General features: G+C 37.5%; 14 protein-coding genes. 3 read left to right on the top strand and 11 right to left on the bottom strand.

Going from position 1 to position 13,639, the window contains the following annotated elements:
- Positions 1 to 44 precede the first annotated feature (44 nt).
- On the top strand, positions 45 to 983 hold the full coding sequence (locus AC3B5B_RS06970) for a diacylglycerol/lipid kinase family protein (RefSeq protein WP_489769709.1): 939 nt from the start codon (positions 45 to 47) through the stop codon (positions 981 to 983).
- 14 nt (positions 984 to 997) lie between these two features.
- Here the strand turns inward: AC3B5B_RS06970 and recD2 are convergent, their stop codons facing one another.
- From recD2 to AC3B5B_RS06925, 9 genes are all read right to left on the bottom strand, one after another.
- Positions 998 to 3,379, bottom strand: a complete 2,382-nt coding sequence (gene recD2, locus AC3B5B_RS06965) for an SF1B family DNA helicase RecD2 (RefSeq protein WP_489769708.1) — start codon at positions 3,377 to 3,379, stop codon at positions 998 to 1,000.
- Entirely contained in the window at positions 3,376 to 4,047 is a 672-nt protein-coding gene (locus AC3B5B_RS06960) for a tetratricopeptide repeat protein (RefSeq protein WP_489769707.1), read from the bottom strand. The genes recD2 and AC3B5B_RS06960 overlap by 4 nt, the downstream gene beginning before the upstream one ends.
- A gap of 16 nt (positions 4,048 to 4,063) precedes the next feature.
- Positions 4,064 to 4,726, bottom strand: coding sequence for a histidine phosphatase family protein (locus AC3B5B_RS06955; protein WP_489757839.1), 663 nt, complete (start codon positions 4,724 to 4,726; stop codon positions 4,064 to 4,066).
- A gap of 303 nt (positions 4,727 to 5,029) precedes the next feature.
- On the bottom strand, positions 5,030 to 6,139 hold the full coding sequence (mnmA, locus tag AC3B5B_RS06950; protein WP_489757838.1) for a tRNA 2-thiouridine(34) synthase MnmA: 1,110 nt from the start codon (positions 6,137 to 6,139) through the stop codon (positions 5,030 to 5,032).
- A gap of 14 nt (positions 6,140 to 6,153) precedes the next feature.
- A complete protein-coding gene (locus tag AC3B5B_RS06945) occupies positions 6,154 to 6,498 on the bottom strand; it encodes a cysteine desulfurase (protein ID WP_489757837.1) in 345 nt (114 codons plus the stop codon).
- An 11-nt stretch (positions 6,499 to 6,509) separates the two neighbouring features.
- Positions 6,510 to 7,655, bottom strand: coding sequence for a cysteine desulfurase family protein (locus AC3B5B_RS06940; protein ID WP_489769706.1), 1,146 nt, complete (start codon positions 7,653 to 7,655; stop codon positions 6,510 to 6,512).
- 16 nt (positions 7,656 to 7,671) lie between these two features.
- Positions 7,672 to 8,361, bottom strand: coding sequence for a 5'-methylthioadenosine/adenosylhomocysteine nucleosidase (locus AC3B5B_RS06935; RefSeq protein ID WP_489757835.1), 690 nt, complete (start codon positions 8,359 to 8,361; stop codon positions 7,672 to 7,674).
- Between the two features lie 20 nt (positions 8,362 to 8,381).
- The gene (locus AC3B5B_RS06930) at positions 8,382 to 8,555 is read right to left on the bottom strand and encodes a hypothetical protein (protein WP_489757834.1); all 174 of its coding nucleotides are present in this window, start codon (positions 8,553 to 8,555) and stop codon (positions 8,382 to 8,384) included.
- Between the two features lie 5 nt (positions 8,556 to 8,560).
- The gene (locus AC3B5B_RS06925; RefSeq protein ID WP_489769705.1) at positions 8,561 to 9,103 is read right to left on the bottom strand and encodes an NUDIX hydrolase; all 543 of its coding nucleotides are present in this window, start codon (positions 9,101 to 9,103) and stop codon (positions 8,561 to 8,563) included.
- A gap of 87 nt (positions 9,104 to 9,190) precedes the next feature.
- Here AC3B5B_RS06925 and AC3B5B_RS06920 point away from each other — a divergent pair, with 87 nt between their 5' ends.
- Together AC3B5B_RS06920 and AC3B5B_RS06915 are read left to right on the top strand one after the other, a co-directional pair.
- Positions 9,191 to 9,640, top strand: a complete 450-nt coding sequence (locus AC3B5B_RS06920; RefSeq protein WP_489757832.1) for a DUF3290 family protein — start codon at positions 9,191 to 9,193, stop codon at positions 9,638 to 9,640.
- A gap of 10 nt (positions 9,641 to 9,650) precedes the next feature.
- Positions 9,651 to 10,289, top strand: coding sequence for a DUF421 domain-containing protein (locus AC3B5B_RS06915; RefSeq protein WP_489757831.1), 639 nt, complete (start codon positions 9,651 to 9,653; stop codon positions 10,287 to 10,289).
- A 177-nt stretch (positions 10,290 to 10,466) separates the two neighbouring features.
- Here the strand turns inward: AC3B5B_RS06915 and AC3B5B_RS06910 are convergent, their stop codons facing one another.
- Together AC3B5B_RS06910 and ileS are read right to left on the bottom strand one after the other, a co-directional pair.
- A complete protein-coding gene (locus AC3B5B_RS06910) occupies positions 10,467 to 10,685 on the bottom strand; it encodes a cold-shock protein (RefSeq protein WP_489757830.1) in 219 nt (72 codons plus the stop codon).
- Positions 10,682 to 13,462, bottom strand: a complete 2,781-nt coding sequence (gene ileS / locus AC3B5B_RS06905; RefSeq protein WP_489757829.1) for an isoleucine--tRNA ligase — start codon at positions 13,460 to 13,462, stop codon at positions 10,682 to 10,684. Before ileS ends, AC3B5B_RS06910 begins: the two co-directional genes overlap by 4 nt.
- Positions 13,463 to 13,639 lie beyond the last annotated feature (177 nt).

Raw genomic sequence — 13,639 nt, 5'->3', positions numbered from 1 at the left:
CTAAAATAAGACTATCACTTATTAAACTAGAAAGGGAGTTGCTTATGGACAACAGCCGTGTAAACTTTTTTATAGTGGTTAATCTACACGCTGCTAGCAATCACGCTAAATATTGTCTAAAAAGATCGACCAAATACTTAAACCAATTGCGTCAAAGCTATCAAATTTTCACCACACCTCCACAAGGAGCACAGACATTAGTTAAAAATTTAATCAATCGGCGCTTACAATCACACCAAAAAATTATTATTATTGGCGGTGATGGAACTTTAAATCAAGCTATTAATGGTGTCAAGCAGTCTAATAAGCCCAACACACCGCTCGCCTATTTACCTGCTGGTTCAGGTAATGATTTTGCGCGCGCGTTGAATTACAAACCGCATCATGAAAAACAAATTTTACAAAATCTTTGCCACCAGCCCACCAGCAAAGCATTAAATTTAGGTCAGGTTACTTATCACCAGCAAAAACTATTCTTTATTAATAACTTTGGCATTGGTTTTGATGCCAATATTATTCAACTGACCTTAACTTCACCTTGGAAAAAACGATTTAATCAGCTCCACTTAAGTAAATTAATCTATGTTTCCCAAATTTTCAAGGCTTTCAAACGTCCTACTTTTTCGGTTAAATTAACATTTAACAATCAATCTATCACTTTAAACAATATTTTTTTGTGCGTGTTAGCTAATCAACCTTATTTTGGCGGCGGTGTTCCCCTAATCCCCCCTGCAAATCTGCAAGAAAAAAAATTAAGTTTAGCCACGGCACAGGCGCATTCCTGGAAAGCGCTCTTTAAACTAGTTAAACAAGTTTTTCTAACAGGGGATCACTTACAAAACCCAGCTGTGCACCACTTTATTCTTCAAAAAGCACACCTGCAAATAAATTCTCAGCAATTCATCCAAGTGGATGGTGAATTAGTCAAAGAGCATATCTTAGACTTAGACATCAATTGTGCTGAACAAAACTTTTGGTTATAATCATTTCGTGTTACTTAATTTTTTAAAAAATCTGTCGGTTTTAATCCATTTAGCCCAATTAATGGGTCAATTTGTTGTTCTAAAATCATTTTTAAAGTTAACGTTTGTGTTTTTGGATCAGTAACTTCTGACGTAGTAGTTACTGGTTTTTTTAATGCAAAAACTTCCTGCAAACGCGCTGCTAAACAAGTTTGCCGTTGACTGGACTGATCAGCAATGGCTTGCCGATAAGCACTTTGATTGCCCAGCAAAATTAACTTGGACTTAGCCCGTGTAACTGCTGTGTATAATAAGTTTCTTTTCAACATGCGCGATTGCTGTTGTACTAAAACCACAATCACCAAATCAAATTCACTACCTTGAGCTTTATGAATTGAGGTACAATACGCCAAAGTAATATTATTAAGATCAGCCCGTGCATAAGAAATTTCACGACCATCAAAATTTAAATGAATTAAATCGCCCTGTTTTTTATTAGGATTATCTTTGGCCAAAGTAATTCCCGTTACCAATCCTGTTTCGCCATTAAAAACATTTTTTTCAACATTATTAACTAATTGAACTACCTTATCGCCAATCCGGTATTCAATTTTGCCAAAGTGAATAACTTTACTGTCTGGCGTTAACGGATTCAATGTTTCTTGCATCACCTGATTTAAATGATCGATTCCCGCTGCTCCGCGATACATAGGTGCTAAAATCTGAATATTACTCAAGTCAAAGCCTTTTTGCTGACTCCTTAAAACGATTTGCTGTAAAACATGCGCCACCTGATACGCGTCACAATTAATAAAACTACGATCAGCAAAATTTTGAAATAATTGTTCAGTAACTTGTCCTTGATTAATTTGATGTGCTAATTCAATAATCGTTGAATCTTGATTTTGGCGATAAATTTTGGTTAAACAAACTGTTGCAAAAGCTTGACTAGCAATTAAATCCGAAAACACTTGTCCTGGTCCAACCGACGGTAATTGATCACGATCACCAACTAAGACCACTTGCATTCCCGCGGGCACCGCTTGAATTAGTAAGTCAAATAACTCCGTATCTACCATCGAAACTTCATCAATAATTAGCAATTGACCTTGAATTTCATTAACTGTAATTTCTGTCGGATCTTCTTGACCAGTCAAACCTAGTAAACGATGGATCGTTCCAGCTGGCAAACCCGTATTTTGCATCAGATGTTTGGCTGCGCGACCAGTCGGCGCCGCTAACACAATGGGAAAAGGCTTGTCTTGATAATCATCGGGATCTAACGAACAATGATGAACTTGAGCAAAAGCATTGACTAAGCCATTAATAATCGTAGTTTTTCCAGTACCGGGGCCCCCCGTTAATAGGACAACAGCATTCGTTAGTCCTTGATATATTGCTTGTTTTTGATTGTCATCATAACTAATATGCAACTGTTGTTCAATTTGCTGTAACACTGCCGCTAATTTTTTAGCAGACAAATTCTCCGGGACAAACTGTGACTGTAATAACTTTAATTGCTGAGCAATCGACCATTCTTGTTCGTATAAAGATTTTAAAAAGTACCGCTCTGGCGCTTCAACACAAATACGCCCTTGCTGAATTAAAGCTTTCAAAGCCGTTATGATGGACGATTGTGTAACTGGAGTCAAATTAGCAATATTAATTAATTGTAACGTCCCATTAATTAACTCTGTTTGTAAACAATAAGTATTGCCCGTCGTATTAACATTTGTTTGCAGCGTTTGAATGACCGCCGCTTGAATACGTTTCGGATCATCAGCTGCCAGACCAAAAGTCCGTGCTAACTGATCAGCGCGACGAAAACCAACGCCTTTAATATCATCAATTAACCGGTACGGATTTTGATGCAAAATATCCAAGGTTTCCTCTTGATAACGATGATAAATTTTAAATGATAATTTATTACCAAACCCCAGCTGATTTAATTGTAAAATAATTTCTTCCGTTTGATAAGATTCCTGCAAAACATCAAGCAAGAGCTTTTTTTTAGCCGCACTTAACGGCAACTGTTGTACTACTTCTGGATTATTAATAATGACTTGAATAGCTTGATCACCTAGTAAATCAACAATTTTTTCAGCTGTTTTTTTACCAATCCCTGGAAATTGTTCACCAGAAAAATATTCAATTAATGCTTTCGAACCATTAGGTGTTTCCTTTTGATAGCGTTCACACTTTAACTGTTGCCCATATTTAGGATGGGTTACTAATTGTCCAAAGAAGCGATAATTTTGCTCCGCTGTCAATTCTGCAAAGGTACCTGTTACAACAATTTCACTGTCGGACCAAGCAAAAGAAGTTTCTTGAACTTTGATGAGCATAATTTTAAAAAAGTCTTCAGGTTTTTCAAAAAAAACCGCTTGAACAGCGCCAACTACATAGTCTTCACTCATTTATCTTGATCATCTTTCTGCTGTGCTTGTACGTAACGTTCAATCTCCGCTAATTGCTGCTGATGCTGCTTTACATAGGCAGGATCTAATTGTTGTGCTTGTTGAAAATGTTGTGAAAAATGACGATCACCATTGACCATTTCACACAACGCCAATTTAAAATAACTCTCCGCTTGTGGCTTCAATTGTAATGCTTGTTGATAATAAGTTTGCGCCTGTTGAAATTGTTGTAATTGTATTAATAAGTCCCCCACCAACAAAAAATTAGCAACCACCTGCTTATTGTGATCTAACGCTGTTAAAGCATAGACTAAAGCCTGCTGTAATTGATTATTCTTTTGTGCTGTTTGAGCTAATAAATAATACGCATCACTTAACAAATCAGGTTGCTTAATTGTCATTAATAAAGCTTTGGCGCGGTCTAATTTGCCCGCTTGGTAATAAATCACAGCCAAATTATAATCAATTTCTTGGGCATTGGGAAATAATTGTTTAGCTTTTAATAACAGCTCTTCCGCTTCAGCTAAATCACAACCCGCTACTAAATAACTTGCTAACTGTAAGAACCAAGTTAAATGTGTCCAGTCAGTTTGCAATGCTTTAGCTAACAATTCAACTGCTGCCTGCTTGTGACCTGCTTGAAATAATTTAGCTGCTCGTTGGTTCATTTCGTCAACTCCATTTTTAAATAGTATCTGTCTGATCTAAGTTACGATGTAAATAACTCGTATCATTCCACTTAATTAAATCAAAGGTTTGTCCATAATCTTGCGTTGCTAAGGTGGTTAAACCGGTATTAGACATGCCGCCTTCTTTGCGCATATCTTTTAATGATACACCTAACAAAGCTTTAATCATTGCTACTAAGGCTGCTCCATGACTGACTAACAAATAAGTTTGATCACCTTGAACATCTTGTTGGGCTAAATCTTTAATAAATTGATCGGCTCGGGCAATAACTTGCGTAAAAGTCTCACCGTTGATTAGGCGCGGATCATATTGACTGGGATCGTTGCGAAAAGCCCAAATTAATTGCGGATATTTTTGTTCTGCTGAACTAAATTTTTGTCCTTCTAACAGACCCAAATCAAACTCTTTCAAAGCCGCCGTCGTTGTCACCGGAATACTCCCACCCAAATCTTGAGCCAAAGTAGTGGCTGTTATGTATGCTCTTTTAATCGGACTTGAATAAATATGATCAATCTTTTGGTCGGATAAGTGTTGTGCTAATAAACTGATATCGCGATAACTTGATTCTAGTAAAGGTGAATCACCCTTTGCTCCTTGATAACGCCCCTCAGAATTCCATTGTGTCTTACCATGTCTCACAAAATAAAATTTAGTCATAATCTCAAACTCCCTAATCCCAAATTACCTTACTAATGCTTAATATTATCGTTGATTCAACTAAATTATTCAAGTTCAAATGATTTTCATGGTAAATAAAAAGAGATTGGAACCATCAGATTTACGATCGTTGTTCATCAGCGCAACGAACATTAGTCTGACAAAAGTCCTTCATTAACATTTCACGGCATTAAATTTTCAAAGTCTCAGTCCAGACTTTCAAATTTAAACCGCTTTGCTAACGGCCAGACACTTTGGTTCCAATCTCAATTAAATTCTAAATTTTAGCAAGTAAATCTGAACTTAAACATACTGCAATTGTTGTTGCTTACTATAAGCCCGATTAATCGTCGCACCACCTAAGCATTCTGCTCCGTCATAAAAAACTACTTCTTGACCAGGAGTAATGGCCCGCACAGGTTGTGCAAAATCAACTGTTAGACCCGTCGCTGTTTTGGTGACCACGACATCAGTATCAGCCTGACGATAACGGAACTTAGCACTACAATGCAATGGTTGTGTCAGATCTACTGGTCGAATAAAAGATGCATCAGTTGCTTCTAAACTATCCGCATACAATAAAGGATTATCATAACCTTGATCTACATACAAAATATTCTGCTGTAAATCTTTGCCCACAACAAACCACGGCTCATTAGACTGACCATTACCGCCCAAACCTAAACCTGAGCGCTGACCAATTGTATAATACATCAGGCCAGAATGTGTCCCAACTTCTTGACCATCAGGAGTCAACATACGGCCACTTTGAGCTGGTAAAAACTCACTTAAAAATTGCTTAAAATTACGCTCACCAATAAAGCAAACACCAGTAGAATCTTTCTTTTTAGCAGTTGCTAAGCCAGCTTCTTCGGCAATTTGCCGAACTTGCGATTTTTGTAAATGACCAATCGGGAATAAGGCATTTTGTAATTGATCCTGAGCCACTGTACTTAAAAAATAAGTCTGATCTTTATTAGGATCAGCTCCCCGCAACATATGAATTAATCCGGATTCATCACGTTGTAATTGAGCATAGTGCCCCATTGCAATGTAATCAGCATCCAACTGCAGCGCATAATCCAAAAATGCTTTAAATTTAATTTCTTTATTACACATTACATCAGGATTTGGTGTCCGACCGAGTTTATATTCAGCCAAAAAATATTCAAAAACCCGATCCCAATATTCTTTTTCAAAGTTCACAGAATAATACGGAATCCCAATTTGATTAGCTACCTTAGCCACGTCTTCATAATCTTCGGTCGCTGTACAAACTCCGGAATCATCACTTTCATCCCAGTTTTTCATAAACACTCCGACGACATCATAACCTTGTTGCTTTAACAATAAAGCTGAGACGGAAGAATCAACTCCACCACTCATACCTACAACTACACGCTTTTTTGCCAATCAATTCACCTTTTCTAACTATTATTTACTTTTTGTATAATCTGTCGTTGAAGCAAATTATCTAACGCATAATGATACTGCTCCAGCAATTCTTCATTATCTTTCAATTTAAAAATATTAATTTTTTGCAAACCACTACTATCCGTCACTGCCAGATTCAAAGTTTTTAAATCCCGTTTAATTTTAACTTTTAACACATAAGCAGCCTGGTATGGCGACAGCGCACTCAGTGGTTGTTCCCATGAAAAATTTCCTTGGCTTGATTTAGTAAAGCCAATATCTTGCAGAGCATACACTTTAATCTGAGGATGAACTTGATACTGATCTGAATCACCAGTTACTTGAGCTAACATTGGCATTTAACCACCTCCTAAATTTTTTCACGAACAATTTGAATTAAATTATCAGTAAGTTTGAGTATATCACTTTTAGTTGTAAAAGTGTCAAAACTAATCCTAATCGATTCATTAACACGGTCACTAGTTGGGCCAAACATTGCAGTTAACACATGCGACGGTTCCAAACTCCCCGCCGTACAAGCAGAGCCACCCGAAATAACGACCCCTGCTAGGTCCAATTTAATTTGTAAAACCGAAGTTGCCCAGCCTTTCAACCATAAATTCAAAATATTGGGCGCACTCGCCGTTATTTTGGGGCCATTTACTGCAAAATCAACGTTGTGCGCTGTTAATTGATCAATGATTAACTGTTTATAGCACGTAAAACGCTCTCGATCCTGCTGAATTTGTTGACTATCGTGAAATTGCACAGCAGTTTGTAAACCAGCAATTGCAGGGATATTTTCCGTACCAGCCCGCTTTTTGTTTTCTTGATCACCACCATGAATCAAAGATGGTATATTGACACCAGTTCGTTCATACAGAAAGCCCAACATTTTAGGTCCATTCAATTTATGGGCCGAAGTAGTTAATAAATCGACATTTAATTGTTGTACATCCAAAGTTTGATGACCGTAAGCTTGTACCGCATCTGTATGAAACAAGGCTTGGTGTGATTTGAGAATTTGACCAATTTCTGCAATTGGGTTTTGTGTCCCCACTTCATTATTAACGGTCATAATAGACACCAAAATCGTGTCAGGGCGTAAGGCTTGCCGAAAATCAGTTAAACTAATCCGGCCAAATTCGTCGACTGGTAAATAAGTAACTTCAAAACCTTTTTGCTCTAAATAAGCCATAGATTTTAAAACGGCTTCATGCTCAATTGCTGTCGTAATAATATGCTTACCCAACTGTTGCTGGCTCAACGCAGCCATAATAATCGCAGTATTGTCACCTTCGGAACCACCACTATTAAACGTAATTTCACTCGGTTGCGCATTAATACTTTGAGCAATTACCGTTCGGGTATCATCCAAAACTGCTCGTGCTTGGCGGCCGTAAAAATTAGGTGTAGAGGCATTACCAAAATTATTAGCTAATTGTTGTTCCATAGTAGTCACAACTGCCGGCGCCAACCGCGTCGTCGCGGCGTTATCTAAATAAACATGCTCCATGATTATTATTACCTTCTTAATTATGATCCATAAAGTTTAATAACATCTGTACTGAACGTTGACCCGCATCTTGGACAAATTCATCAAAGGAAACATTGGCTTGATCATCACCAACATCACTCATTGCTCGAATGATGACAAATGGAATTTTAAATTGTGTAGCCACTTGTCCGACGGCTGCACCTTCCATTTCTACAGTTAAAGCATCCGGAAAATCTTGTAAAATTTGATCCTTTTGCTGCTGACTACCAATAAATTGATCACCTGAAACAATCAAGCCCACACGGCTAGTTTGCCCAACCATTTGTCCGGCGTCCACTACTTGCTGAACCAATTTAGAATCAGCTTGGAAATAAAGCGGTTGTTGTGGCAGCTGTCCCTTCGGATAATCAGAGGCCGTTACATCCACATCATGATAAGCAACCTGCTTAGAAACCACAACATCACCCACACTTAAGCCTGAACCAATTCCGCCAGCTGAACCAGTATTAATTAGCACATCTGGTTGGTAATTATTACATAAGATGGTCGTAACCATCCCCGCTTGTACTTTGCCAATACCACTTTGTGCCACCACTACTTGGTGTTTTTGGTAACAGCCAACTATTAACTCGATTCCGGCAATTTTTTCCACCGTTTTATTAGACAAAGAATTAGTTAAAACACCCATTTCTTCAGCCATTGCTACAATAACACCAATTTTCATACTTCATTCCTCCTATTAAGTTAAACAAAAAATAAAATTAAATAAACTAACACAATTAACAAGCCAACTATTATAATGCACCGATTCAACCATTGTTTTAACCGACTAGACTTAGCTTGCGGATCAAAGCGGCTCCAAGTTGGAACGGTCTCAGATGTTGTATCTTGTTGATCTAAATCTGTAGTTTCTTTCATCTCAATTAAGCTCCCATTAATTGTTGCCAAAACATGATGGCTAATATCGTTTTAGCATCACAAATTAACCCTTGTTGAATTTGATTTTGGGCTTGAGTTAACGTCAATAATTCAATTGATAAAAATTCATCCGGATCTAGCGGTCGCTTGTGCGCTACTGGTTGGACCGCTGGCGCATAATATAAAGTTATATATTCGTCACTAAAGCCCGGCGTAGAATAAAAACCCGTCAAAAATTGTAACTTTGAACAAGTATAGCCAGTTTCCTCGTTCAATTCTCGTAAAGCTTCACTTTTGAGATCAACACAATCAGGTTCCACTTTACCGGCTGGAATTTCTAAAGTCAATTGTCGGAGTGGTTCCCGCCATTGCTTCACCAATAAAATTTGTTGATCAATCACCGTTAAAATCCCAACAGCTCCGTGATGATGAACAATTTCTCGCGTCGCTTGTTTCTGATTAGGTAACAGCACGGTCTCTACAGCGACATCAATCACCCGTCCTGAAAAAATTTGCTTAGTACTTAATTTCTTTTCCGTGAAGTCCAATTTAGCCCTCCGTTTAAAATAATGCGTTAATCCCTATTAATTCGAATTTTCTTGCTATAATCAGCGTTAGAGAATGGGGGGTCTAGTTTGTCTAACTTTTATACTTATCATTACCTAACGCAACAACCTAGCCACGTCAACAATATTATCTTATTGATTAATGTTATTTTACTGACTATTGTCATCATATCATTATTACTTTTTTTGAGCCATCGCGATGATGGCAAGTACCGTGAATTGACTATTATCACGATTTTAGCTCTGCTACTAACATTAACTATCCAATATGATAATTGGCAACAAAACCGCAACTCTGCCAATGGTAATAGTCAAGTTGCCAGCTTGATCAAACAAGTTAGTCTCAATCAACATATTCCAGTCAAGCACATTTATTCTAATTCAACAATTCTAACTAACGGTATGTTAATCAAAATTAATTCTAAAATTATGAAAGTCAATTTAAATAATGACAATTCCAGTTTTGAATTAGTTCGCGTCCACTTAACTAATCCGAAAATTCACATTATTAACCACTAGGAGGTAACAAATGACTTTTTATTGGCAAACTTTTATTAAACTCATTATGGGATTTTTTGCCATGATTATTCAAATTAATCTATTAGGTAAATCCAATTTAGCTCCTAGTAACGTGATTGATCAAATGCAAAATTTTGTCTTAGGCGGAATTATTGGTGGCGTTTTATATAACTCTGAAATTACGTTATTACAATTTTTCATTGTTTTGCTAATCTGGACCTTGGTGGTCTTTACGATGAAATTTTTAACCAATCATAATCACTTAATTAAACATTTTGTAGACGGCGAACCCACAATTATTATTTCGAATGGCAAAATTTTATCTGAAAGAACTGCCAAAGCGGGGCTATCCGCGCATGACTTAGCTTTCAAGTTACGTCAAGCTGGTATCAATGATTTGAACGATATTGATAAAGCCGTTTGGGAACAAAATGGTCAAATTAGTTTTACCGTTAAAAAAGATCTCAAGTATCAATTTCCGGTCATTATGGATGGACAACTTGATCAACTCGGTTTGGAATACACTAATCACACTGAACAATGGGTCACCGACCAGTTAAACCAACAAGGCTATCAAATTTCCGACATTTATATCGCCATGGTGGACCACGAAGGACTGCGCATCTTTCCTTACGGTATTCAACATTAAGTTCTGCTAAACATAACTTTTGATTAATTGTTTATTTTTTTGAAAATTAGTCAAATAACATTACCATTATACTGTAAGATTTTCTTTTTAGTTAGTAATTAACTCACCATGCTGACTGATCATCTCTAAAAATGCTCTATAGCAGCTAAAACTGCCATAGAGCATTTTTATTTGTATTTAATCTGTGACTGACGGTTGCACGTGGACATTAACCGCTTGTGGACCTTTAAATCCTTGCGCCATTTCAAAATAAACTTTTTGGCCTGCGGTTAAGGTTTTAAACCCCGTACCACTGATAGCTGTAAAATATACAAATACCCTTTGCTGCGTTTTCGCAGTAATAATCTCGCCAATCCCCTTTTTATCATCAAACCAATCTACTGTTCCGGTAATCATTTTTCCAATCCTTCTACTACAGCTTCTGGATAATCTTGACGGACAATTTGTGCACAACGGGCACATAACATTGCTAACTGTTTGTCTTGACCAACATCTTCCTTAGTCATGCGACACCGTTCACAAACTTGACCACTAGCAGGAGTAACTTTAACCTGCACATCATCATATTCATCAGCTTGAGTTAACGGTTGGTCAGAAATATTAAATTGCGAAACAATCAATAATTGTCCAACATTAACCTTTAATTTGGTCAAAAGTTGTCTTAAATGATCATTAGGATAGATAGTTACTGCGGCTTCCATCGATTTACCAATCAATTTTTGATCACGTAAATTTTCTAATGACTTCAAAACATCGGTGCGAAAGTCCATAAATTCTTGCCAATCAGTCAAAATCTGTTCAGCATTGTCATAGTTTTCAACCGTGGGCATCTGTGTTAATTGGGCATAATCTTCAGGTTCTTTTAATTGTAGCCAAACTTGTTCCATTGTGTGTGGCAAAATAGGTGTCAATAATTTAGTTAACTTAACTGTCGCTTCGTAAATAACCGTCTGCATCTGTCGCCGGGCTAACGAATTCTTGGATTCAATATAAACCACATCTTTAGCAAAATCTAAATAAAATGCAGACATATCATTAATCAAAAATTCATTAACTTGTTTAATAATATCGACAAAATCATAATGATCATAGTTGGCCAAAACCTTAGCAACTAAGCGATCTAATTTAACAAGAATATATTGATCAACTGAACTTAATTTAGCATATTCCACTGTATCTACTTGAGGGTCAAAATCACTGGTATTGGCCAACATAAAACGTAGTGTATTGCGAATCTTCCGGTACGCATCTGACGTTTGTTTAAAGGCATCCATAGAAACAGGAACATCTGAACTGGTATCAACTGAAGCTACCCACAAGCGAATGATTTCCGCACCGAACTGCCGTTCAACATCACTAGGAACAATGACATTGCCCAATGACTTACTCATCTTACGTCCCTTAGCATCTAAGGTGAAACCTTGCGATAAAATCTTTTTATATGGTGCTTGACCCGTAACTGCCACCGAAGTAATTAAACTAGAATTAAACCAACCCCGATATTGATCAGAACCTTCCAAATACAAGTCTGATGGAAAATGTAGGTCCGGGCGTGTTTTCAAAACTGCTTGATTACTGGACCCAGAATCAAACCAAACATCCATAATATCTGTTTCTTTAGTAAATTGGCCATTCGGACTCCCCGGGTAACTAAAACCTTCTGGTAACAATTCTTTGGCAGATCTTTCAAACCAAACATTGGAACCATATTGTTCAAACAATTGCGCTACATGTTCAATTGTTTCGGGAGTCATGATTGCATCACCATTTTCAGCATAGAAAATTGGTAAAGGTACGCCCCAGATCCGCTGTCTAGAAATGACCCAATCACCACGATCTTTAATCATATTATAAAGTCTAGTTTTACCCCAACTTGGCTGAAAATCTAGTTGATCAATTTGATCTAAAATCTCATCCCGCATCTTGTCAATGGAAGCAAACCATTGCGGCGTAGACCGGAAAATCACTGGCTTTTTGGTTCGCCAATCATGCGGATAACTATGCGTAAAGAAGTCTAATTTAACTAATGTCTGCTTTTCTTGCAACAGTTTTGTGACCATCTTATTAGCATCGTCATAAAAGACACCTTCAAAACCTGGTGCTTCATCAGTTAAGCGTCCTTGACCATCCACTGGTGATAATACGTCTAAATGGTATTTCATTCCGACGTTAAAGTCATCGCCACCAAGACCAGGAGCCGTATGCACTAAACCAGTTCCTTCATCTAAGGTAACATGATCACCCAAAATTAAGACTGAATCACGATCATAAAAAGGATGACTGGCCACTAAATATTCAAACTCGGAACCTTTATATTCACGAATTACTTGCCATTGATCCCACTCTAAAGTTTGTGCCAAGTATTCAATTCGGTCACTAGCTACCACATATTTTTTGCCTGTTGGTAATTTAATTAATGAGTATTCAAACCGTGGGTTAACGGCAATCGCCTCATTAGCTGGTAACGTCCAAGGTGTTGTGGTCCAAACTAAAAATTCCGCATCATCATCTACTACACCCTTACCATCTTTGACCGGAAAAGCCACATACAAAGACGGGGATTTAATATCATGATATTCCACTTCAGCTTCCGCTAAAGTTGACTCAGAAGATGGAGACCAGTAAACCGGCTTTTTACCACGATAAATCAGTCCGCGCTCCACCATTTTACCAAAAACCCGTACTTCTTCAGCTTCATACTTAGGTTGCAATGTAATATATGGATTATCCCAATCACCACTGACGCCTAAACGCTTAAAATCCGTACGTTGTTTTTCTATTTCTTTCATTGCAAAATCATAGCATAATTGGCGATATTGGGCCGAGGTCATTTCTTTACGATTTACACCTTGCTTTGTCAACTGTTGTTCAATTGGTAAGCCGTGTGTATCCCATCCAGGAACATAAGGTGCCCGAAAACCAGCCATTGATTTGTAACGCACAATAAAATCCTTAGTAATTTTATTCATGGCGTGGCCCATATGAATATTACCGTTGGCAAACGGTGGTCCATCATGTAACACAAAAGTTGGACAATCGGCATTTAACTTTTGCCGACGTTGGTAAATTTGATTTTCTTCCCAATCTGCTTGCCACTGGGGCTCCATTTTGGGTAAATTACCACGCATTGGAAAATCGGTTTTACCTAAATTTAGGGTTTCTTTAATTTTCATCGTTTAAAAACCTCCTTAAATAAAAAAATTCGTCCCTCAATTAGGACGAATCACTCGCTATACCACCCAAAAAGTAAGTATATAAATTACAGATGTGTAAAACAAAAGCTGATAAAGTAAACTTCGAGCGCTTGATTTGGCTTACACTATCCCAAATTCGCTGACAAGATCAGAAGT

This window comes from Bombilactobacillus sp. ESL1187 (assembly GCF_058107155.1).
This window is presented reverse-complemented; position numbering and strand designations above follow the sequence as displayed.